This window comes from Mycobacterium gordonae (genome assembly GCF_002101675.1).
Lineage (GTDB): Bacteria > Actinomycetota > Actinomycetes > Mycobacteriales > Mycobacteriaceae > Mycobacterium > Mycobacterium gordonae.
Window position 1 is genome coordinate 1 of sequence record NZ_LQOY01000146.1, and the last position, 23,256, is coordinate 23,256.

Here is a 23,256-nt window from a genome sequence, read left to right on the forward strand (position 1 = left end):
GCCGGTGGGCAGTTCTTATTGGCCGCTACTGGGCACTTTCATGTCCGCCAGTGGGCAGTTTTTCATGTCCGCCGACATACGGCGTGCGTGCGGGGTTGCGGGGTGGGTCTGGGTTATCGCCTGAGGATGGAGTTGACGTTGAACCAGCGCATGGCTGTGACGAGGGTGATCGCGGTCCGCTACAGGTGTGCGGGCAAGACCGAGAAGGGCAAGATCCTTGATGAGTTGAATCAACGCGGCGATGCCATTTCCGATCCGTGGCATCGACTCTGATAACGGCTCTGAGTTCATCAACTTCCACCTGCTCAGCTGGTGTGACAAACACCAGATCACCTTCACCCGCTCCCGAGTGCGCAACAAGAACTACGGCTGCCACGTCGAGCAGAAGAACTGGTCCAGCGTGCGCACCCTGGTCGGCTACCACCGCTACGACACACCGGCAGAAGTCGCACTGCTCAACAAGATCTGGGCGTTGCACTCACAGCTGAGCAACTACTTCTACCCCCCAACAAAAACTCGTTCACAAAGTCCGCGCCGGCACAAAAATCACCAAGAACACGACACCGCAACCACCCTGCACCGTCGTGCACACGCCCACCCCAACCTGCCCACCACGGCCAAAGCCGACCTATCCCGCACCGACCTCGCCATCAACCCCGCCGCCTTGCAACGCCAAACCCAAGCCCTACTCAGCGAACTACTCACCCTGACCATCACCAAGGCCGGACCCCAACCCAGCAACTCTCGTGGGCATCTGGCATATGAGGCAACGACTACCTTCGCGGGCATAACGACATGAGGCAACAGGCGGCTATCTGTTTGCCCGCCTCATAGCGACAAATCCCCGCACACTCGTCCTTTAAGCTCGCCACACTCACCTGGCTCTCGCGCGTCATATCTCCCACTCCAGCCCCTGGCGAAGTCGGTTTTCTGTTTGCCCGCCTTTGCGCGACAACCAAGCCTTATCGCGCAAAGCCAAAACTCTTTGGTGGATGCGGTATTCGGTTGCGCGCGGCATGCCCCCCGGCCCGTACTTGCCCCGACCGAGCCGGCGCACCCTGCCTCGCGCGATTTCCCACCGCAGCGCATCCGAGATGGCTTTTGATGCTCTGCCCTTCACGCAGAAACCGTGCCACTCCAATGCATCGATCATGTCGGCGATCGTCGCGGGTCCGTGCAGCGCCAGCTGCCAGGTGAGCACGTACCGCAGTTCGATTCCACTCAGACACACGGCGGGGGCCACGATTGCACCGTCGCATGCCGAACTGCCATGCGCACTTCACCGTGGTCGGCACTGGCACGTTTGTCGCTACGAGGCGGGCAAACAGATAGCCGACATTTCCGGAGACCAATGGGGGCTCGTGTGACGCGAGCCCCAAACGGCGGCACTGTGCACGTTTGTCGCTACGAGGCGGGCAAACAGATAGCCGACTTTTCCAGAGACTGCTGGGGCACCTGTGACTCAGGCAATCGACAGCACGATGCCGTCCAGGATGTCGTGCTCACTGACGACCAACTCCGAAATGCCGGCGCGCGAACACAATTCCCGCGCCAACTCCTGGACCACGATCGCTCCGCCTCCGATGACGTCGACGCGGCCCTCATGCATGGGCCCCAGCGCGGCCCGCTCCCCCCTGGTCATGCCGATCAGCCGGTCACACACCTCCACCAGCTCGTCAAGCGGCACCCGCGAAAGATGAATCAAAGCAGCGTCATAGCGGGTCAAACCATGCGCCAGCGCCGACAGCGTCGTCATCGTCCCCGCCAGCCCGACCCAGGTGCGCGCCCCGGCCACCGGCACCGTGCGCAACGCGACGTCCAACCGCTCACGCACGACGGCGCGCGCTGCCGCCACCTCCTCGGGCGAAGGCGGGTCCGAGTGCAGACACCGCTCGGTCAAGCGCACACACCCGATATCGGCCGAGTAACCCGCCACGATCTCATCGGCGGCCTTGCCAAGCACGATCTCCGTCGACCCCCCGCCCAGGTCGACCACGACGAAAGGCGCACCCGCACCATCCAACTCGCCGACCGCACCACGGAAAGACAGCGCAGCCTCCTCGTCGCCGGTGATCACCTCGGCAACCGAGCCAGGGATCACCGCCCCCAGCACGTCGGCCGTCATCGCAAAGAACAGATCACGATTGGCCGCATCCCGCGTCGCCGAGGTGGCAACCATCCGCACCCGCTGGACATCGTGCAGGCGAAGCAGGTCGGCGTAATCAACCAGCGCCGCCCGCGTCCGGGCTATCGCCTCGGGCGCGAACTCCCCTATCGCGTCGACACCCTGACCCAACCGAACGATTCGCATCTCCCGATGCACGTCGCACAACCGCTCCCCCTCGACGTCGGCAATCAGCAACCGAATCGAATTGGTACCGCAATCGATACCCGCGAGTCGCGTCAAAGCCATTGCCTCCCAATCAAACTAGCCGCCGCACCGGGCTCGGCGGCCAACAGCGCAAGCGCCTCGTCGCCGAAGGGATTGACTCCGGGCCCCTTGGCCAGCGAATGCGCGATCAGCACATGCAAGCATTTGACTCGGTCCGGCATGCCACCGCCGGAGAACGTGGTGCCCAGCGGTTCGATAGCGTCTCGCTCGGCGAGATAAGACTGGTGCGCCCGGCGATACCAGGCGGCTAAATCCGGCTCGCGGCCCAACCTTTCGGTCATGTCGCGCATCAGCCCCGTCGTCTCCAACCGGCTTGCCGCCGCGGTCAGCACCGGGTGCGTCAGATAGTACAACGTCGGAAATGGCGTTCCATCAGGCAATTTCGGCGCTGTCTTCACCACACCCGGTTCACCGTCCAGGCACCGGTAGGCGATTTCGAGCACACCACGGGGCTCGCGACCCAGCTGCCGCGCCACGGCCTCCAGGTCAGCGGGATCAACCACCGGGGCCCGGCGGGCTGGGCGGTGCCTGCTCGGGCGCCTGCCCGGCCGAGGGTGGCAGATGCGGCGCGTCGGCGATGGTGTGCCACAGCGACGTGTACCAAGGCTCGTTCCTGGCCGCGCCACCCACCTCCGCGCCCGGCTGCGGAGCCGCCGCCGCACCCGGCGGAAGCTGAACCTGGAATGGAATATCTCCGGGCTTGACGAATCCGAGACGTTCACGCGCCTGCGCCGCGACGTACGCCGGGTCAGCCAGCTGTCCCTTACGTTGCTCCAGCTCAGCGATCTGGCGGCGCAACGCGGCCTCGGTCGCACTCAATTGCGCCATCTCGGTGCGCTGCGCGAAATACGTGCGCACCGGCCCAGCGATCGTCAGCGTCAGAACGCACACCACCGCCGCGAGGATCGCGGCGCGCCGCGCGGTAAACCCCAGCCGCTGATCCGACCGCTGCTCGACGGATTCGGTGAAAGACCGCTTGATGGGCTCCACCACATGCTCATGCAACGAGCCGGTGGACCGGCTCCCGTCGGGCGCCGTCTGCGCGGGTTTGGAAACCGGCTTGGCGAACGGCTTCGACGAACCCGTGGAGCGACGCGCCGGAGCCGAATCACCCGGCTTCCCCGGCCGGGAGGCCGGGGATCGCCGCTTCGGATCGGGCTTTGGGGACAAGCTACTTCGGGTCCACCGCGTACCGTGGGAACGCCAGGTCACCGGCGTAGCGGGCCGCATCACCCAGCGCCTCTTCGATCCGCAGCAACTGGTTGTACTTGGCGACACGCTCACTGCGTGCCGGGGCGCCCGTCTTGATCTGGCCGCTGCCGACCGCCACCGCGAGGTCGGCGATGGTGGTGTCCTCCGTCTCCCCGCTGCGGTGACTCATCATCGTCCGATATCCGCTGTGGTGCGCCAGGGCGACCGCATCCAGCGTCTCGGTCAGCGTGCCGATCTGATTTACCTTGACCAGCAACGCATTTGCCACACCACGCTCGATACCCTCTTCCAGGCGCTCGGGATTGGTGACGAACAGATCGTCGCCCACAATCTGCACCCGGTCACCGATACCGGCCGTGAGAGCGGCCCAGCCGTCCCAATCGTCTTCGGACAGCGGGTCTTCGATGGACACCAGCGGATACGCGTTGAGCAACCCGGCGTAGAACTCCGTCATCTCTTCGGCGGTGCGGGTCGAGCCCTCGAAGCTGTATCCGGTGCCTTCGGTGTAGAACTCGGTGGCAGCGACATCGAGCGCCAGCGCGACGTCGACACCAGGCTTGAAGCCAGCCGACTCGATGGCCCGGCTGATCAGATCGAGTGCCGCGGTGGTGCCGGCCACGTCCGGAGCGAAGCCGCCCTCGTCGCCCAGCCCGGTGGACAGCCCCTCCTTCTTCAGCACGGACTTCAGCGCGTGGTACACCTCGGCACCCCAGCGCAGCGACTCGCTGAAACTGGGGGCCCCGATAGGCGCCACCATGAACTCCTGTACGTCGACGCCGGTGTCGGCGTGTGCGCCGCCGTTGACGATGTTCATCATCGGCACCGGCAGGATGTGAGCGTTCGGACCGCCGATGTAGCGGAACAGCGGCAACGCCGCCGAGTCGGCCGCCGCCTTGGCGACGGCCAGTGAGATGCCCAGAATGGCGTTGGCCCCCAGGCGGGACTTGTCGGGTGTGCCGTCAAGGTCCACCAGCGCCTGGTCGACCAAGCGCTGGTCGTCGGCGTTAAGCCCGATCACCGCCGGTCCGATCTCGTCCAGCACCGCTTGGACGGCCTTCTTGACGCCTTTGCCGCCATACCGGTCACCGCCGTCGCGCAGCTCGACCGCCTCATGCTCGCCGGTCGATGCGCCCGACGGCACCGCGGCGCGGGCGAATGTTCCGTCGATCAGCGCGACCTCGACCTCGACGGTCGGGTTGCCGCGGGAGTCAAGGATCTCGCGGGCTCCGACCTGCTCGATAATCGGCACTGGGTTCTCCTTTGCGCTCTGGCTCTGTTGCGGCCCCCGGCGGTACATCTTTCTACAGCGGATGACCCGCCGCATAGGCGGTCGCCCAGTCCCGCACCGCCCGCGCGTACACCCCGGAGTTGTTGTAGGCCCGCAACGCGTTGATCCAGCCGCGCGGGGTCGAGAGATCCTTTCCGCGCCAACACAAATAACCAGCCGCCGAGAGGGCGGCGTCGTCGATGTTGTCCGGGCTGGCCGTGCCGTCGTTGTTGGCGTCCACCCCGTACAGCCGCCAAGTCTCGGAGATGAACTGCATCGGCCCCATTGCGCGCTCCACACCGTTGTCGCCGTCGAGCAGGTCACCGCCGTTGTCCACGATGCGCAGGTTGCCGCCGCTGCCGTCGAGGCGGACACCCCGGATCGGGGGTCTGACGTCGCCATTGGGCGCTACCGTCGCGCCGCGGTAGGTGCCGTTGTGGCTCTCCACCTGCCCGATGCCCGCCAGCGTCGTCCAGGCGATGTGGCACTTCGGGTTTTCCACCTCGGCAACCCGCGCGGCGTAGGCGTAGGCCTCCAGCGCGACGACCGGCATCTCCAACGCCGGAGCACGGGCCTCGGCCCATTCCCGCAACTGGTCGGCGGGACGACCGATCGCGTGCGTATCCACCGGCGGCACCGGATCCCCCGCCGGCGGCGGCACTCCCTCCGGGATAAACAGACTGAGCTGCCACGTACAACTTGACGCCAACAGCATCGCGGTCGCCCCTATCACGGCGACCGCGCGCAACCAGCGTCTCGGCGACACAACTCTCCCTGTCGATCTCCCTATCGGGGCCCCTAACCCGTTTCGGCCCCCAACATCGTCCCACGGGTTGCCTGAGTGCCTGGCTTGCCGAGCCGCACAGCACACAAACTTACGCAGCGCATCGGTGTGCGAACTCGTTGTTTGTGGAGCTTCTCTGAGTTCTCGCAAACCTGGCCGAAAACGGTGTCAGCGCCGTCCCTTGCGCTTTTTAGGTCGCGATTCCTTGGGCGCTTCGGCCGGGTCGCTGGCGAGCTCCGCTTCCTGCTCGAGCTCGGGCTCGGGCTCTTTCACGTCCGACTCGGACGGCCAGTGTGCCCGCCACTCCTCCTCGGTCACGAAGCCCAACGGCGTCATGTCGAGTTCTTCGGCGATACTGTCGCCGCGGCGTGCGGCGGCAATCGCCTTCTCGACCGCGCGCACCGATTCGACGAAATCCAATACGGCTGCGCGCAGCGTGTTTTCCGCGTCGACATCCGCCGACAGCGTGATGGTGGTGAGCTCGGCGGGAATGAACTCGGCGGGCAGGCCGGCCTGCCGCACGCGCTGAATCACTTTCTGCGCCAGCGCCAGTGCGGGTTGCCCGGTGTGGACGTCGTCCAACACCGAATTCCTGGACTTCTGCGACCGCTCGGAGGCCTTGGCCTCTTCCCACTGAGACAGCTGATCCTGCAGCGAAATCGACTCGCCGGCAAGCACTCCCGGTACGCGATTGCCGAGTTTGCGCATCAGCGTGTCGGCGACGTCGTCGATGGTGAACGGCAGCAGCGCCGCATCCTCGGCGATGCGGGAGTGAAAGAGCACCTGCAGCAACAGGTCACCGAGTTCTTCGCGCACCGAGTCGACGTTGCCGCTGTGCACCGCATCCAACAGCTCGTAGGTCTCCTCCAGCAGGTATCTGCGCAGCGAGTCGTGGGTTTGCTCGCTTTCCCACGGCCCTGCGGTACGGAGTTTGTCCATCATGGCGACCGCGTCGATCAAACGCTCGCCGCGTTGACGTTCCGGCGCCGCGATCAGCCGGGCGCCGGCCGCCAACCGCGCGGTGACGGCCGGATGGTTCGGATCCGACGACAACAGCACCGGCGCGTCCTCACCGGTGTACGCCGGGTGCGCGTCAGGCAGTGACCACGGCACCGCGATCGGCATCTCCTCGGTGTACTGGACGGGGCCGGAAAGCAACTCGATGGCCTCCACCGGAACCAGCGCCGGCCGGCGGGGGTCGACCAGGACGACAATCATCAGGCTTGCCGCTCCTTCGCCGAGTTCGTCATATCAACATCTTGCTGCGGTTTCCCGGCCAGCGCAGTCACCAAATCCGCAACCATCTGGACCAGTTCGACATCGCGGATGAGCCCGGCGCCGATACCGCCCGCACGCGGGATGGGAACCTGCACCGTAGACGTCGTAGCACGGTAACGGCCACCCGGGTACATCCGCGCCAGGCGGACCTGTGCGGAATCCGGCAATGTCAAGGGTGACAGCCGCACCACCGCCGTTGAAGTCGCCGACACGGCACTGACCTCGGTGATGCCGGAGGCCTTGCACAGCAACCGCAGCCGCGCGACCGCCACCAGCCGTTCGGCGGGCTCGGGCAACGGGCCGTATCGGTCGATCAGCTCGTCAATCACGGCCGCGATGTCGCTGTCGGAAGTGGCCGAGGCCAGACGGCGGTAGCCCTCCAGTCGGAGCCGGTCGCTGGCGATGTACTCCGGCGGCAGGTGCGCATCGACCGGCAGGTCGATGCGCACATCCTTGGACTCCTCGGGCGTCGTCACGGTCTGCCCGTCGGCGGCGGCCCGGTACGCCTCGACGGCCTCACCCACCAGCCGGACGTACAGGTCGAACCCGACCCCGGCGACGTGCCCGGACTGCTCGACGCCGAGCACGTTGCCCGCGCCCCGGATCTCGAGGTCCTTGAGCGCCACCGCCATGCCGGCGCCCAACTCGTTGTTCTGCGCGATCGTGGCCAGCCGGTCGTAGGCGGTCTCGGTCAATGGCGTGTGCTGCGGGTAGAGGAAGTAGGCATAGCCGCGCTCGCGGCTGCGGCCTACCCGGCCGCGCAGCTGGTGCAGCTGGGAGAGGCCGAAGGTGTCGGCGCGTTCGACGATCAGGGTGTTGGCGTTGGAGATGTCCAGCCCGGTCTCCACGATCGTGGTGCACACCAGGATGTCGTACTCGCGGTTCCAGAAGCCCTGCACCGTGCGCTCCAGCCGCTCCTCGGGCATCTGACCATGGGCGACCACGACGCGGGCCTCGGGCACCAGCTCGCGGACGTGGGCCGCGGCCCGGTCGATCGAGCTGACCCGGTTGTGCACGTAGAACGCCTGCCCGTCGCGCAGCAGCTCCCGTCGCAGGGCGGCGGCGATCTGCTTGTCGTCATGCGGGCCGACATAAGTCAGCACCGGGTAGCGCTCCTCGGGAGGGGTCAGGATCGTCGACATCTCGCGGATGCCGGCCAGGCTCATCTCCAAGGTGCGCGGGATCGGGGTGGCGCTCATGGTCAGCACGTCGACGTGGCTGCGCAGCGCCTTGATGTGTTCCTTGTGCTCGACCCCGAAGCGCTGTTCCTCGTCGACGATCACCAGACCGAGGTCCTTCCAGCGCACCCCGGTCTGCAGCAGCCGGTGGGTGCCGATCACCACGTCGACCGATCCGTCGGCCATGCCCTCGATCACCTTGCGCGATTCGGCAGGATCGGTGAAGCGGGACAGACCTTTGACCGTCACCGGGAAGCCGGCCATCCGGTCGGTGAAGGTCTGCAGATGCTGGTCGGCCAGCAGCGTGGTCGGTACCAGCACCGCGACCTGCTTGCCGTCCTGGACCGCCTTGAACGCGGCCCGCACCGCGATCTCCGTCTTGCCGTAGCCGACGTCACCGCAGATCACCCGGTCCATCGGGATCGGTTTCTCCATGTCGGATTTGACCTCGGTGATCGCGGTGAGCTGGTCGATCGTCTCGGTGAAGCCGAACGCGTCCTCCATCTCGGCCTGCCAGGGCGTGTCCGGCGCGAACGCGTGTCCGGGGCTGGCCTGGCGCTTGGCGTACAGCGCCACCAGCTCGCCGGCGATCTCACGCACGGCGCGACGGGCCTTGGTCTTGGTGTTGGTCCAGTCGCTGCCGCCGAGTTTGCTCAGCGCGGGCGCCTGTCCACCGACGTAGCGGGACAGCTGGTCCAGGGAGTCCATCGGGACATAGAGCTTGTCGGACCCACCGCCCCTCTTGGACGAGGCGTATTCCAGCACCAGGTATTCGCGACGGGCGCCGCCGACCGTGCGTTCCACCATTTCGACGAACCGGCCGATGCCGTGCTGGTCGTGGACCACCAGGTCGCCGGCGGTCAGCGCCAGCGGGTCGACGGTGTTGCGCCGCTTGGCCGCCAGCCGCTTGCCCTCGGTGGCGGTGGCGCGGCTGCCGGTCAGGTCGGCTTCGGTGATGACGACCAGGTTGGCGCCCTGGACCACGACGCCGTCGTGCAGCGGACCGCGCAGTACGCCGACGACCCCGGGCTTGGGCGTCTGGCCCGGCTCGAGCATGCCCGCGGGTATGTCGGCCTCGGCCAGCCGCTCCACCATGCGGTGCGCGGTCCCGGTGCCCGGTGCCACCATCGCCGCGTATCCACTGGTCGCGACGTGCGCGCGCAGCATCGCGAAGATGCCGTCGATGTCGTGCTGATGTCCGCGGGCGGACGGCGCGGACCGGATGTCGAGCTCGATCGCCGACTCGTCGGAAAGCTGGCTCAGCGTCCACCACGGGTGACCGCGGCGGCGGGCCGCGTCCTGCACCTCGTCGAGTTCGGCGAAACCCGACCCGCCGAGCTGCTCGACGTCCACCGGCGCATCGGTGCCCAGTGCCGCAACCGACCACGACGCTTCCAGGAACTCCCGGCCCGTCTTGATCAGGTCGGCGGCGCGGGTGCGGACCTTTTCCGGGTCGCAGACCAGCACCGGCGTTCCCTCGGCCAGCTGATCGGTCAGCAGCGCATGATCGTCAGGGCGCAGCACCGGCAGCAGCGCTTCCATGCCGTCGACCGGAATGCCCTCGGCGAGTTTGGCCAGCATGTCGATGATGCTGCCGGTGACCGTGTTCTCGGACGCGGGATGCTGGCCGGCGAGATCGGCCGCACGGGCCCGCACGTCGTCGGTGAGCAGCAGTTCGCGACATGCGACGGCGACCAGCCTGTCGACGTCGAGCTCGGGAATCGAGCGCTGGTCGGCGACCGAGAACATCCGCATCTCGGTGATCTCGTCGCCCCAGAACTCGATGCGGACCGGGTGTTCGGCGGTCGGGGCGAAAACGTCCAGGATGCCGCCGCGCACGGCGAACTCCCCACGCCGTCCGACCATGTCAACCCGGGTATAGGCGAGATCGACGAGCCGTTGGGCGACGTCCTCGAAGGGCGTCTCATCACCGACACTCAGCGTCAGCGGTTCCTGGCGGCCCAGTTGCGGCGCCATGGGCTGCAGCAGGGAACGAACCGCGGTCACCACCACCCGCAATGGTGGGCCCAGCCGGGCGTCATCGGGATGGGCAAGGCGGCGCAGCACCATCATCCGGGTGCCGACGGTGTCGATCCCCGGTGAGAGCCGCTCATGCGGCAGCGTCTCCCAGGACGGGAAGACAGCGACCGCATCGCCCAACACGCCGCGCAGTTCGGCGGCCAGGTCGTCGGCTTCCCGACCGGTAGCGGTGACCACCAGCAGCGCGCCCTGCCGGGCCAGCGCGCTGGCCACGAAAAGACGCGCGCCGGCCGGTCCGACCAGCGGCAATTGTTCGGGTCGATCGGAGGCGCGCTCGATGAGCTGTTGGAACGTCGGCGCGGTCAGCGCCAATTCGACGAGCCCCGCGATCGGGGTATCTGGGCTCGCAGTCCCCGGTGCGGTCATGGTGAGCACCATTCTAGGGCGCAGCAATTCGTCAATATTGGGCCCGGCTCCGTCAAAGAAACGTAAGGAAAACGCCATTCCGGCCGGTAAAGGCGCAGTTTGGAGGCATGACACTGCTGCACATGCTGCCATCGGCCGGCCGGGCAGCCCCCATTTGTGACGAAGCTGACTTCCGCCATCGTGCCCGCCGCGACCACAAAGCATTGCGGCACGTCGAGATGGTCTACGCGGGAAAGTCGCTAGCAGCCCGGGCGGTGGCCCGCTGGGTGCGTGAGCACGGGCTCGGCGTCGACGTCTGCTCGTCGGACGAGCTGGCGGTCGCCTTGTCCGGCGGCATCGACCCGGCCCGCGTCATCATGCATGCCAGCGCGATGTCGCTTGACGAGCTAGGCGGCGCGGTAGCCGCCGGGGTGGGCCGCATCGTTGTCGACGACCCGCTGGAAGTCGGCTACCTGGCCAATCTGGTCCGCCGACAACGCGTACTCATCCAGGTGATCCCGGATGTCGACATCCACGGGCATTGCGGCGCCGGAATCAGTGACCAGAAGTTCGGGTTCACCGTGGGTGGCGATCACGCCGCCCACGCTGTGCGGTGGGTTCTCGCGCATCGCACTCTCGAGCTGGTCGGGCTGCACTGCCGGATCAGCTCGGAGGTCATCGACCCGGCCGAGTACGGCGAGGCGATTCGGCGGGTGATCGCCGTGATGGCCGACGTCCGCAACCACCACGGCGTCATCCTCACCGAACTCAGCCTCGGCGGCGTCAGCTGCCGTGACGCCCGGAAACTGGCCGCGGTGATCGAGGACGCCCTCGACGACGGGTGCGCGGCCGAGCATTTCCCCCGGCCCGCCGTCGTCGTCGAGGTACCGGCAGGTGACTACCAGGGCATCGTGGCCCAGGAGTAGAAGGCTCCCGTGCCCACGTCGTGGACCCCATAGGAGTCCCAGTAGTAGTCGTGGCAGACGTTGCCGTCCCAGGGCACCGGCCGTCCCGCCGGGTTGGGGTCACCGGGACACCAGGTGGTGCAGGCCTGCAAACGCGGGCAATCGCCTTGCTCGGCGTGAGCGGGCGGCGAGAGGGTCAAGCCCACGGAAACCAGCAGGGTTATCGCGAGGCCGGTCAGAGCGTTGGACAGCGTGGGAAACAGAGAACGCATTATCAGCCTTTCCTTCGGGTTCACTGGTGCACAAGTGCACACGGCTCCGGCTGCTACCGATCACAACAGCAGACGCTTGCGAAGTTCTTGCTACTCGTCCTGCAGTTGCGGGTCGGCCTCCAGATGGGTGAGGCCATTCCACATCAAATTGACCAGGTGCGCCGCCACAACTTCCTTTTTGGGTTCCCGCGTATCCAGCCACCACTGGGCCGTCATGGACACCGAGCCGACCAGCGCCTGGGCGTACAGCGGCGCCAAATCAGGATCCAGTCCGCGGCGGGCGAAGTCACCGGCGAGGATGGAGCTGACCTGGCTGACGGCGTCGTTGAGCAGGCTGGAATAGGTGCCGGAGCTGATCGCGGCGGGCGAGTCGCGGATCATGATGCGGAAGCCGTCGGTGCGTTCCTCGACGTAGGTGAGCAACGCCAGCGCGACCCGCTCGACCCGCACCCGGGAGCGGTTGTTGGTCAGCGACGACGTGATGCCGTCCAGCAGCGCCGACATCTCCCGGTCGACCACGACGGCGTAAAGGCCTTCCTTGCCGCCGAAATGCTCGTAGACGACGGGCTTGGACACGTTGGCGCGCTGGGCTATCTCCTCGATGGAGGTGCCCTCGTATCCGCGTTCGGCGAACAGCGACCTGGCGATGCCGATGAGCTGGCGCCGGCGCTCGCTGCCTGTCATCCGGGCGCGCGGCGCCCGTACTTCCTTGTACGGGCCTTTTTCCGGTTCAGCCACGTGCTCAGGGTATCGGGGTATCGCGCGTTGACCGCTCGAGTGTGCGCTGACGGTTTCGGGTGTGCGTACACGGCGGTGAAACCGCGATTCCGCCGCCGTGGCTGCACTGTCAGAGCAGTGGACGCACACTCGCGCGGCCGGCATCGTCGGCAGACTGAAGCTGAATCGTCCGCCTCCTCCTCCGGCCGCAAGCGGCCGGCATCGTCGGCAGACTAAAGCTGAATCGTCCGCCTCCTCCTCCGGCCGCAAGCGGCCGGCATCGTCGGCAGACTAAAGTCTCAGGAGCGATCCGTCGTGGTGTAATCGGCAGCACCTCTGATTTTGGTTCAGATAGTTCAGGTTCGAGTCCTGGCGACGGAGCTTTGCTTCTGCCCCTTCTCACCGCTTTTTGCCGTGAGCGTGCCCCAAATGCCACTCTTGACGGCGTGTCGGCGTGCAAACGCGCACGCTCGCCGGGCGAGACTTGAGGAGAGTTGATGAGTTTTCGTGGTGACACCGCGGTTCTGGTCCTGGCGGCCGGGCCCGGCACCCGGATGCGGTCTGACACCCCCAAAGTGCTGCACGCCCTCGGCGGGCGCAGCATGCTGTCGCACTCCCTGCACGCGATGACCAAGCTCGCACCTCAGCATCTGGTCGTCGTGCTGGGCCACGATCACCAGCGCATTTCGCCGCTGGTCGCCGAACTGGCCGACAGTCTGGGCCGCACCATCGACGTCGCGTTGCAGGACAAACCGCAGGGCACCGGCCACGCGGTGCTGTGCGGCCTGTCCGCCCTGCCCGAGGACTACGCCGGCATCGTCGTCGTAGCCGCAGGCGACACCCCCTTGCTGGACGCCGACACCCTGGCCGACCTGATCGATACACACCGATCAGCCGGGGCTGCCGTCACCGTGCTCACCACCACACTGGACGATCCACACGGCTATGGCCGCATCCTGCGCACCCAGGACAACGAGGTTATGGCGATCGTCGAGCAGACCGACGCGACGCCCTCACAGCGCAGCATCCGCGAGGTCAACACCGGGGTCTACGCCTTCGACATCGCAGCCTTGCGGTCCGCACTGGGCCGGCTGAGTTCCAACAACGCCCAGCAGGAGCTCTACCTCACCGACGTCATCGCGATCCTGCGCCGCGACGGCCACACCGTCAGCGCCCGGCACATCGACGACAGCGCGGTGGTCGCCGGCGTCAACAACCGCGTCCAGCTCGCCGAGCTGGGCGCCGAGCTCAACCGGCGGATCGTGGCCGCCCACCAATTGGCCGGCATCACCGTGATCGACCCGGCGACCACCTGGATAGACGTGGACGTGACGATCGGCCGCGACACCGTCATCCACCCGGGCACCCAATTGCTCGGACGCACCCAGATCGGCGCTCACTGCAGCGTCGGGCCCGACTCCACGCTGACCGACGTCACCATCGGCAACAACGCCACCGTGTGCCGCACCCACGGCAGCTCGGCGACCATCGGAGCCGACGCCACGGTCGGGCCCTTCACCTTCCTGCGCCCGGGGACCGTGCTGGGCGCCGAGGGGAAGCTGGGCGCGTTCGTCGAGACCAAGAACGCCACTATCGGCACCGGCACCAAGGTGCCCCACCTGACCTACGTGGGCGACGCCGACATCGGCGAACACAGCAACATCGGCGCGTCCAGCGTGTTCGTCAACTACGACGGCACCACCAAGAGCCGCACCACCATCGGGTCGCACGTCCGCACCGGCTCGGACACCATGTTCGTCGCCCCGGTGACCGTCGGCGACGGCGCCTACACCGGAGCCGGGACCGTGGTGCGTGAGGACGTCCCCCCCGGTGCGCTGGCGGTGTCGGCCGGTCCCCAGCGCAACATCGAGAACTGGGTCCAGCGCAAGCGGCCCGGGACGGCGGCGGCCGAGGCCGCCGAGCGGGCCGCCCGCAGCACCGAAGCCGGTGAGACACCGTGATTTCGTTTCCCGGCAACCCGGCTACGATGGGGCGTTCCTTTTCTTTCGATCCCGACACGGCGAGGGCAGCCCGGTGAGCCACGACTGGACCGATAACCGCAAAAATCTGATGCTCTTCAGCGGCCGGGCCCACCCGGAGCTTGCCGAGCAGGTCGCCAAAGAGCTCGACGTGCACGTCACCGCGCAGACGGCCCGGGATTTCGCCAACGGTGAGATCTTCGTGCGCTTCCAGGAGTCCGTCCGCGGCTGCGACGCGTTCGTGCTGCAGTCCTGCCCGATGCCGGTCAATCAGTGGCTCATGGAGCAGCTGATCATGATCGACGCGCTCAAGCGGGGCAGCGCCAAGCGGATCACCGCGGTCATGCCGTTCTACCCGTACGCCCGCCAGGACAAAAAGCACCGAGGCCGCGAACCGATCTCCGCACGGCTGGTCGCCGATCTGCTCAAGACGGCCGGAGCCGACCGGATCGTTACGGTCGACCTGCACACCGATCAGATCCAGGGGTTCTTCGACGGGCCGGTGGACCACATGCGGGGGCAGAACCTGCTGACCGGCTACATTCGGGACAACTATCCCGACGGCAACATGGTCGTGGTGTCCCCCGACTCCGGCCGGGTGCGCATCGCCGAGAAGTGGGCCGACGCGCTCGGCGGCGTACCGCTGGCCTTCATCCACAAGACACGAGACCCCCGGGTGCCCAACCAGGTGGTGTCCAACCGGGTGGTCGGCGAGGTGGCCGGGCGCACCTGCGTGCTGATCGACGACATGATCGACACCGGTGGAACGATCGCCGGTGCGGTGAAGCTGTTGCACAACGACGGCGCCAAGGATGTGATCATCGCGGCCACCCACGGTGTGCTGTCCGACCCGGCGGCCGAGCGCCTGGCCGGTTGCGGTGCGCGCGAGGTGATCGTGACCAACACCTTGCCCATCGGTGAGGAGAAGCGTTTCCCGCAACTGACCGTGCTGTCCATTGCACCGCTGCTGGCCAGCACCATCCGTGCGGTCTTCGAAAACGGTTCGGTCACAGGACTGTTCGACGGGGACGCCTAGATGGGTGAGGCCGTCATCTATCACAACCCCAAATGCAGCACATCGCGTAAGACGCTGGAGCTGTTGCGGGACAATGGCTTTGAGCCCGAAGTGGTGCAGTACCTGAAGACGCCGCCCTCCCGGGACGAGTTGGTGCGGATGATCCGCGACGCGGGCATCGAGGTTCGCGCCGCGGTACGCAAACGCGAATCGCTGTATACCGAACTCAATCTCGCCGACGCCGGCGATGACGAGCTGCTGGATGCCATGGCCGAACATCCGATTCTGATCGAGCGGCCGTTTGTGGTCACCGCGAAAGGCACCCGGCTGGCCCGCCCGATCGATGCCGTGCGCGAGATTCTGTGACTGTCAAGCAGATCCAGGCAAGTTTGGCGGCGGTCGGGGTGGCCCTGCTGACCGTCGCCTGTGGCCCGAAAACAGCTGACTACCAGTCGATCTGGACCACTCCGTCGTCGGCGACCAGCGCTTCACCGAAACCCACCGAACCTCCGGTGCCGCTGTCGAAATATCTGGAAGGCGAAGGCGTTCAAGGTGATCCGGTGTTGCCGAGCGACCTGACCGACCTGGTGGTCTCGATCCCGACACCGCCGGGGTGGAAACCGCGCGCCGTCGACTCGAAAACCAGCCCGAAAGCGGTGATGATCTCCAAGGGCGACAGCTATCCCGCGGCGATGCTGGTGGTCTTCAAGCTGCGCGGGGAATTCAATCCCACCGAGGCGATCAAGCACGCCAACGCTGACCTCCCGGACAGTTTCCACCAACTCGACGCCTCGACCGCCGACTACAACGGCTTCCCCTCGTCGATGGTCCAGGGCACCTATGAGCTCAAGGGCGCACGGATGCGCAGCTGGAACCGGGTGGTAATGCCCACCGGACCGGCGCCGGCCAACCAGCGATACCTCGTGCAGCTGATCATCACCAGCCTCGCCGAACAGGCCGTCGCGGAGAGCAACGACGTCGAGGCGATCATTCGCGGGTTCGTCGTCGCCAAGAAGTAGCCCCCCTTGCGGCGGTTGGCTGCGCCAGCCGCCCGGCGAGATTGCCGCCATGGTCGTGATCAGGGCCTTGGATTCACAGCCCTCACGGCAATTTCGACATCCCGAAGTCTAGGAGCTGTGCCGGCGGCCGGACTCTTGGACAAGCTGCACGCGGGAGGATATCCCGAGTTTGGCGTAGACGTGCGTGAGGTGAGTCTGCACAGTACGAGGCGAAATGAACAGGCGTGCGCCAATTTCTTTGTTGCCCAACCCTTCGCCTACCAGACGGACCACGTCAAGTTCCATCGGCGTCAGCGAACGCCAGCCAACCGCGGGTCGTTTGCGCTCACCGCGGCCGCGTTGGGCATAGGCGATCGCTTCTTCGATGGGCAAAGCGGACCCTTCCGCCCACATGGCGTCGAAATCGTTATTTCCCAATGCTTCTCGCAGTCTTTCGACTGCGGCGTCGTAGCCGGCTTGATATACCGGATACCGGACGTGTCCCAGATGCTGACGGAATGCGTCCGCCGCGCCCAACAGGCGCGCCGCATAAGGATGATTGCCACTGTCCACGGCGAGTCGGGCCAGGCATTCCAGGGTGTCGGCCACCCGAACGTAACCCTGATTACCCGCGGCGATCGTCAGCGCTTCCTGAGCATCGCGTTCTGCCTGCTCCGGTTCGTCTTGAGCGATCGCCACCAGCGCGCGTGCCGTCAGCGCGACCGTTCGGTGGCAGCCCGGGACCATACCGACGGCTTCATCCGCCCAGCGGCGAGCCGCGGTCAAGTCACCGCAGGCCAGCGCGGCCTCCGCCATCGGAGCGATCGCCCTGGTGATGGCTTCGGTTGGGGGCGTGACGGATTGCCAACCCGTCTCACACGCCCGCCGTGCGGCCGGCGCATCGCCGGCTGCCAGGGCTGCGTGCGCAAACGTCGCATGAATCGTCCACCCGTAGTATCCGCCGATCGTCTCCACGGTCATGCGTGCCGATTCCGCCATCGCGTGGGCTTCGGCCGCCTGTCCCCGGTGGGCGAGCACCATGCCATACGCGATCTGACCGAGCAGCCCGGTGGACGGGTTGACGACGGTCAGCTCGTCAGCGAATGGGCTGAGAACGTCGCATGCCTCGGCCAGCCTGCCGAGCGTCCACAAACCCAGGCCCAGCCACGTTCGGCCCATTTGTGAGATCACCCGATCGCCGAGCTCGTCGGCGAGGCGCAGACCTTCCGCGGCAGCGTCGCATGTCCCAATCGGATCGCCAGTGAAATGGCCATACGCAGCCATATAGGTGAACACCTGACACAAGCTCTGCCGATCATCGGCGGCACGGGCCAGTTCGACCGCTTCGGTGAAGTAGGGTTCGGCCGCTGCGCCTTCATAGATGGCGACGATCCCGCACGCGATTGCGGTTCGGCAAATCAATGCTTGATCCCCAAGTTCACGAGCAATCGTGAGAGCCTCGGCGGTCCAGTTCAGGCCCGGCGGTAGAGCTACCCAGCTAGAGAGGATGGCGTGGTCGGCGACCGCGCGTGCCCACATTGCCGGATCGATCTCGGCCTGGTCCGCGCAGGTCAAGATGGCGTCGAATCCGGCGAGTCCTTCCCGGACCCGGCCGCGCCTTATCCAGAACCGGATCAACGAGGACACCAGGGAGAGGGCAGCCTCGAAGTCGGAGTTCTCCCGGCTCCACTGAAATGCTGCCCGTAAGTTGTCGATCTCCGCCTCGGCCTCCGCTGACAGTTGCTCATCCCAGGGTCGGGCCGTTGAGTCCAGACGGGCCGCCGTCGCGGTGAAATAGTCGCGATGGCGGGTACGCACCTGGTCCGCCTCGCCGGATTAGCCCAGCTTTTCCAGCGCGTATTGACGTACCGTCTCCAACAACCGGTACCGCATTCCGCCGCCAATGCCGGAGCTCGTTTCCCTGCTGTCGTCGAATGCAACGACGAGAGACTTGTCCACCAGCAGACTCAACAGATCCAACAGCTGATAGCGCTCGACCTCATTCTCGGCGCCCACAGCCTGGGCAGCGTCCAGATCGAATCCTCCTATGAATGCGGCGAGCCGCCGAAACAAGACCCGCTCCGGCTCGGTGAGCAATGCGTGCGACCAATCCACCGACGCATGCAGCGTCTGCTGGCGACGTACCGCGGTGCGCGCACCACCGGTCAGCAGGCGGAAGCGGTCGTGCAAGCTGTCTAAAATCTGGCGCAGCGACAACGCCCTGACCCGTGCCGCGGCAAGCTCAATCGCCAAGGGCATGCCATCCAGCCGCTCGCAGATTTCGGCGATCAGCTCGGTGTTGCCTTGTCCCACAGCGAAATCGGGCCGCGCGCGGCGAGCACGATCAATAAACAGTTCGATAGCCTCGTCAGCAAGATTCAACGAGGGCACGCGCCAGCTCAGTTCACCGGGCACCGCGAGGGGCTCACGACTGGTCGCCAGAATCGTCAACCGGAGGCAGGCCCCGAGCAGTTCGATAATCATGGTCCCGCAGGCATCGAGCAGGTGCTCGCAATTGTCCACCAGCAGCAGAATTTTTCTGTCTCCGAAGAACCGCAGCAGCGTGTCCATGACCGACAGTCCCGGCTGGTCGGACAATCCCAGAGTTCGTGCGACCGTGACTGGCGCCACGGCGGGATTGGTGATTGGCGCCAGGTCCACGTACCAGACCCCATCGCTGAACTCGGTAGCCAGCTGTGCCCCAAGCTCCACGGCAAGGCGCGTCTTGCCCGCTCCCCCTGCTCCGGTCAACGTCACCAGCCGATTAGCGCTGACGAGTTCGCTAAGTTCCGCCACCTGTGCGTGCCGTCCAACGAAACTCGTCAACTGAACCGGAAGGTGCGGCGCGACAACGGTGCGCACCCGCAGCGGCGGAAACTGCTTGCGCAAGTCCGGGTGACACAACTGCACCAGCCGCTCCGGCCGCGGCACACCGCGCAAGGGATAGCTGCCCAGATCCGAAACCCAGACCCCATCCGGCAGCCGGTCTATCACCAGCGACTCGGTCACCCCCGACAGCACCGTCTGACCACCGTGCGCCAAATCCCGGATACGGGCGGTCCGGTTGATCGTCGGGCCCGCATAGTTACCCTCGTCGCGCAGCTGGATCTCTCCGGTATGCAACCCAATTCGAATTCGGATCGGCGCCAACGGCGCCCGCTGCAACGCCAGCGCACAGCACACCGCATCCGACGCGCGGGCGAAGGCGGCCACGAAACTGTCACCCTCACCCTGCTCGACCGGACGCACCCCACCGTGAGCAGTTACGGCGTCGCCGACCGTCCGGTTCAACAACGCCAGCGCGGCGGTCATCTGCTCAGGCTGGGTCTCCCACAGGCGTGTCGAATCCTCGACGTCTGCCAGTAGCAACGTCACCGTCCCAGTCGGTAGCAGCTCGCTCAAACCCAAGTCGCTCCAGTTCAGCGCAGGCATCTCCACGTGTTGGCTCATGGTAGCCAGCCTCGCAGCACGTACCGGGCATAACATCCGCCAGAGCGCGCAATTCCCGGCGGGGTTCAGGCGCGTCGGCTGGCTTCTTGGACCAATTGCACCCGCGACGCCAGACCCAACTTGGCGTAGACGTGGGTCAGGTGCGTCTGCACGGTCCGCGGCGAGATGAACAATCGTGCGCCGATGTCCTTGTTGCCCAGGCCTTCCGCAACCAGTTGCACCACGTCGAGCTCCATCGGAGTCAGCGCGCCCCAGCCCGTCGCGGGGCGCTTGCGTTCGCCGCGCCCCCGCTGGGCGTACGCGATCGCCTCTTCGATGGACAGTGCCTCCCCTTCGGCCCACGCACCCTCGAATGCGCTGTCGCCCAGCGCGTCACGGACTTCGGCGACGACGGCGTCGTAGCCGGCTTGATACATCGGAAAGCGGGTGTACCCGTTGCGCTGTCGAATTCCTTGCGCCGCGCCCAACAGACGAGTCGCATACGCGACGTTGCCCTCGCCGGACGCGAGGCGGGCCAGGCATTCCAGGGTGTCGGGCACCCTCATGTACCCCTGCGTCCGGACGGCTACCGTCAACGCGTCGTGGACGTCGCGCTCGGCCTGTTCGGGCTCGCTCTGGGCAAGTGCGATGAAAGCGCGCACGGTCAACGCGGTGATTTTGAAAGTACCCGGAACCAGAGGCACCGTCTCGTCGGCCCAGCGCCGTGCCGCGACCAGGTCACCGCATCCCAGCAGCGCCTCGGACAACGGGGCGACGCTGCGGGTGAATGCTTCCCGGTCTGGAACGCTGTGCCGCAAGGCTTCCTGGGCCGCCCGCTTGGCCGCCTCCGCGTCACCCTCGACAAGGGCAACGTGAGCGAATGCCCCGTTCACCGTGTCTTCGGTCATTCCACCCACACTGTCCGACGCGGCCAGTGCGGCGTGCGCGGCGGCGCGTGCGGCGGCCACTTGCCCCCGGAACGCAAGTGTCCCGCTGAGGCACACTTGCCCGAAGACTGTGGCGGACGGGTCGCCAGCCGCTTCGGCCTCTTCGACCAGCGAGCGAAGAATCTCGTTGGCCTGAAACAGCTTTCCGTGGAACCACAGGCCGCAACCCAGCCAAGCTCGATTGTTCCGGGAGAAGAATCCATCCCCCAGGGCGTCGGCGAGATCACGTCCCGCTTCTGCTGCCGCGATTGCCGCCAATGGTTCTCCGGCGACAACGGCAGCGGTGGCCTGGTAGCTGAAAAGCGGCAAGAGGCTCCATTCTTCGCCTGCGGCGCGAGCCAAGTCGATCGATTCGGTGAAGTAGGCCTGTGCGACCTCGGCGTTGTAGAAAGTCGCAATCCCGCACGCACCGAGCGCCCGGGCGATCAGCGCACGATCATCGAGTTGGCGCGCCACCTCAAGTGCCTCGTGCGCCAGGTCGGTGTGGCCGTAGGCACCAGCCCAACCGGCGATCGTGCACTGGTCGGCGACGGCGCGCACCCAGACACCCGGTGCGATCTCCTCGGGCCGCCGCTCGGTCAGGACTGCGTCGAACGCCGCCAGCGCTTCGCGGAAGATTCCGGTGCGCAGCCAGAACTCCTGCAATGAGGAAGCCAGGCGCAATGCCGATTCTCGGTCAGAGCTGTCCAGGCTCCATGCGAATGCCGCTCGCAGATTGTCACTTTCGGCTTGCGCCCAGACGAGCAGTCGGTCCACACCGGCCAGACCCTGCGATGCCAACTGTGCTGCCGTCGCGGTGTAGTAGTCCCGGTGCCGGGTGCGCGCCTTTTCGGCCTCGCCTGACTCACCGAGCTTTTCCTGCGCGTACTGGCGCACCGTCTCCAGCATCGAGTAGCGCATTCCGTGGTCGGTGTCGGCATCGACAGCCACCACCAGGGACTTGTCCACCAGCAGGGTGAGCTGGTCCAGGAGTTGGTAGCCCTCCATCTCGCTGCTGGCACCGATCGCCTGGGCGGCCTCGAGATCGAATCCCCCTGCGAACACGGCGAGCCGGCGAAACAACACCCGTTCCGGCTCCGTCAGCAGCGCATGGGACCAGTCCACCGATGCCCGCAGCGTCTGCTGTCGTCGCACCGCGGTGCGCGCACCGCCGGTCAGCAACCGGAACCGGTCATGCAGGCTGTTGCCGATCTGCTGGAGCGACAGCGCCCGGATGCGTGCCGCGGCAAGCTCAATCGCCAGGGGCACGCCGTCGAGCCGTTCGCAGATATCTCGCACCAGCGCCGTATTGTTCTCATGGACAACGAAATCCGCACGAGCCTGACGAGCGCGGTCGGCAAACAGCTCGATGGCCTCGTCGGCAAGCGATAGCGACGGTACGCGCCAGGTCAGCTCGCCCGGCACCCCGAGCGGCTCACGGCTGGTGGTAAGAATCGTCAATTGCGGGCAGAGCCCGAGCAATTCGACCACCAAGGCTCCGCACGCATCGAGAAGGTGCTCGCAGTTGTCCAGCACCAGCAAGATGGATTTCTCTCCGAGGAACCGCACCAGCAGCTCCGTCGTGGAGCGCCCCGGTTGATCGGGCAGCCCGAGGGTGCGCGCGACAGTCAGCGACGCGACGGCGGGGTTGGTGATCGGGGCCAGGTCCACATACCAGATGCCGTCCGGAAATTCGGCACTCAGCAGCGAGGAGACCTCGACGGCCAGGCGAGTCTTGCCGACACCCCCGGCACCGGTCAGGGTCATCAGCCTGTTGCTGATCACCGACTGCCGCATTTCCGACACCTGCGTCTGGCGCCCGACAAAACTGGTCAGCTGCGCCGGAAGGTTGTGTGATGTCGCGACATTGCGCACCCGCAGCGGCGGGAACTCGTTGCGCAAGTCCGGATGGCACATCTGCATCACCCGCTCGGGGCGAGGCACACCGCGCAACGGAAAGCTGCCCAAATCGGTCAGCCACACGCCCTCGGGCAACCGATCGGCCACCAATGCTTCGGTCACCCCCGACATCACCGTCTGACCACCGTGCGCCAGGTCGCGGATACGGGCCGTGCGGTTGATCGTCGGGCCCGCGTAATTGCTTTCGTCGCGCAGCTGTATCTCACCGGTATGCAACCCGACCCGAATCCGGATCGGCGCCAGCGGCGCCCGCTGCAATGCCAGAGCACAGGCCACGGCATCGGAGGCGCGGGCGAACGCGGCCACGAAGCTGTCACCCTCGCCCTGCTCGACCGGACGCGCCCCGTTACAGGCGGCGACAGCGTCGTCCACTGTCCGATTCAACAGCCCCAGCGCCGCGGACATCTCCTCGGGCCGGGTCTCCCACAAGGCAGTCGAACCCTCGACGTCGGCCAGCAGCAACGTCACCGTCCCTGTCGGCAGCAATTCGCTCACACTCGACTCATCCCAGGTCAGTGGCGGCATTTCCGTGTGTTGGCTCATGGTAGCCAGCATCGCGCCCGCGATTCCCGCAATACATCCGCCAGAGCGCGCAGATG

The 23,256-nt window shown here is 66.3% G+C and carries 15 protein-coding genes, 1 tRNA gene and 4 pseudogenes; 8 read left to right on the forward strand and 12 right to left on the reverse strand.

What is annotated here, in order from left to right; genetic code table 11:
- Both AWC08_RS37630 and AWC08_RS36660 read left to right on the forward strand, forming a co-directional pair.
- Window positions 1–273: pseudogene (locus AWC08_RS37630) on the forward strand (hypothetical protein); the annotation flags it as partial.
- Window positions 242–799, forward strand: a complete 558-nt coding sequence (locus AWC08_RS36660; protein WP_156803065.1) for a hypothetical protein — start codon at window positions 242–244, stop codon at window positions 797–799. The pseudogene AWC08_RS37630 and the gene AWC08_RS36660, both read left to right, overlap by 32 nt.
- 134 nt (window positions 800–933) lie before the next feature.
- Here the strand turns inward: AWC08_RS36660 and AWC08_RS20220 are convergent.
- The 8 genes and pseudogenes from AWC08_RS20220 to mfd form a co-directional block, all read right to left on the reverse strand.
- Window positions 934–1,246 (reverse strand): annotated as a pseudogene (locus AWC08_RS20220) (hypothetical protein); the annotation flags it as partial.
- A gap of 216 nt (window positions 1,247–1,462) precedes the next feature.
- Window positions 1,463–2,413: a Ppx/GppA phosphatase family protein gene (locus AWC08_RS20225; protein WP_069433216.1), complete on the reverse strand. Its 951-nt coding sequence runs from the start codon at window positions 2,411–2,413 to the stop codon at window positions 1,463–1,465.
- On the reverse strand, window positions 2,404–2,895 hold the full coding sequence (locus AWC08_RS20230) for a DUF501 domain-containing protein (protein WP_065137640.1): 492 nt from the start codon (window positions 2,893–2,895) through the stop codon (window positions 2,404–2,406). The genes AWC08_RS20225 and AWC08_RS20230 overlap by 10 nt, the downstream gene beginning before the upstream one ends.
- Entirely contained in the window at window positions 2,888–3,562 is a 675-nt protein-coding gene (locus AWC08_RS20235) for an FtsB family cell division protein (RefSeq protein ID WP_244906518.1), read from the reverse strand. Before AWC08_RS20235 ends, AWC08_RS20230 begins: the two co-directional genes overlap by 8 nt.
- Before the next feature lies 1 nt (window position 3,563).
- A complete protein-coding gene (eno, locus tag AWC08_RS20240; protein ID WP_069433238.1) occupies window positions 3,564–4,853 on the reverse strand; it encodes a phosphopyruvate hydratase in 1,290 nt (429 codons plus the stop codon).
- A gap of 52 nt (window positions 4,854–4,905) precedes the next feature.
- The gene (locus AWC08_RS20245; protein WP_065137643.1) at window positions 4,906–5,637 is read right to left on the reverse strand and encodes a lytic transglycosylase domain-containing protein; all 732 of its coding nucleotides are present in this window, start codon (window positions 5,635–5,637) and stop codon (window positions 4,906–4,908) included.
- Window positions 5,638–5,823: 186 nt separating this feature from the next.
- Window positions 5,824–6,873 carry a nucleoside triphosphate pyrophosphohydrolase gene (locus tag AWC08_RS20250; protein ID WP_069433217.1) on the reverse strand — a complete coding sequence of 350 codons (1,050 nt, stop codon included), beginning with the start codon at window positions 6,871–6,873 and terminating at the stop codon, window positions 5,824–5,826.
- Window positions 6,873–10,517, reverse strand: coding sequence for a transcription-repair coupling factor (gene mfd, locus AWC08_RS20255; protein ID WP_069433239.1), 3,645 nt, complete (start codon window positions 10,515–10,517; stop codon window positions 6,873–6,875). The genes AWC08_RS20250 and mfd overlap by 1 nt, the downstream gene beginning before the upstream one ends.
- A 101-nt stretch (window positions 10,518–10,618) precedes the next feature.
- On the opposite strand from mfd, the pseudogene AWC08_RS20260 reads away from it, so the two are divergent.
- Window positions 10,619–11,380 (forward strand): annotated as a pseudogene (locus AWC08_RS20260) (type III PLP-dependent enzyme domain-containing protein); the annotation flags it as partial.
- Window positions 11,381–11,394: 14 nt separating this feature from the next.
- On the opposite strand, the gene AWC08_RS20265 reads toward AWC08_RS20260, so the two are convergent.
- The gene (locus AWC08_RS20265; protein WP_069433219.1) at window positions 11,395–11,673 is read right to left on the reverse strand and encodes a hypothetical protein; all 279 of its coding nucleotides are present in this window, start codon (window positions 11,671–11,673) and stop codon (window positions 11,395–11,397) included.
- Window positions 11,674–11,763: 90 nt separating this feature from the next.
- A complete protein-coding gene (locus tag AWC08_RS20270) occupies window positions 11,764–12,357 on the reverse strand; it encodes a TetR/AcrR family transcriptional regulator (protein WP_065135958.1) in 594 nt (197 codons plus the stop codon).
- A gap of 342 nt (window positions 12,358–12,699) precedes the next feature.
- Between AWC08_RS20270 and AWC08_RS20275 the strand changes: the two genes are divergently transcribed.
- The 5 genes from AWC08_RS20275 (at window position 12,700) to AWC08_RS20295 (ending at window position 16,403) form a co-directional block, all read left to right on the forward strand.
- Window positions 12,700–12,771, forward strand: a tRNA-Gln gene (locus tag AWC08_RS20275).
- 116 nt (window positions 12,772–12,887) lie between these two features.
- On the forward strand, window positions 12,888–14,351 hold the full coding sequence (gene glmU, locus AWC08_RS20280; RefSeq protein WP_069433220.1) for a bifunctional UDP-N-acetylglucosamine diphosphorylase/glucosamine-1-phosphate N-acetyltransferase GlmU: 1,464 nt from the start codon (window positions 12,888–12,890) through the stop codon (window positions 14,349–14,351).
- A gap of 73 nt (window positions 14,352–14,424) precedes the next feature.
- Window positions 14,425–15,405, forward strand: coding sequence for a ribose-phosphate diphosphokinase (locus AWC08_RS20285; RefSeq protein ID WP_065132161.1), 981 nt, complete (start codon window positions 14,425–14,427; stop codon window positions 15,403–15,405).
- Window positions 15,406–15,750 carry an arsenate reductase (glutaredoxin) gene (arsC, locus tag AWC08_RS20290; RefSeq protein ID WP_065132162.1) on the forward strand — a complete coding sequence of 115 codons (345 nt, stop codon included), beginning with the start codon at window positions 15,406–15,408 and terminating at the stop codon, window positions 15,748–15,750. It abuts the gene before it with no gap.
- The gene (locus AWC08_RS20295) at window positions 15,747–16,403 is read left to right on the forward strand and encodes an LpqN/LpqT family lipoprotein (RefSeq protein WP_065132163.1); all 657 of its coding nucleotides are present in this window, start codon (window positions 15,747–15,749) and stop codon (window positions 16,401–16,403) included. The genes arsC and AWC08_RS20295 overlap by 4 nt, the downstream gene beginning before the upstream one ends.
- A gap of 108 nt (window positions 16,404–16,511) precedes the next feature.
- Here the strand turns inward: AWC08_RS20295 and AWC08_RS20300 are convergent.
- Window positions 16,512–19,784, reverse strand: a pseudogene (locus AWC08_RS20300) (helix-turn-helix transcriptional regulator).
- 113 nt (window positions 19,785–19,897) lie between these two features.
- Window positions 19,898–23,212, reverse strand: a complete 3,315-nt coding sequence (locus AWC08_RS20305) for a LuxR family transcriptional regulator (protein ID WP_069433221.1) — start codon at window positions 23,210–23,212, stop codon at window positions 19,898–19,900.
- Window positions 23,213–23,256: the final 44 nt, after the last annotated feature.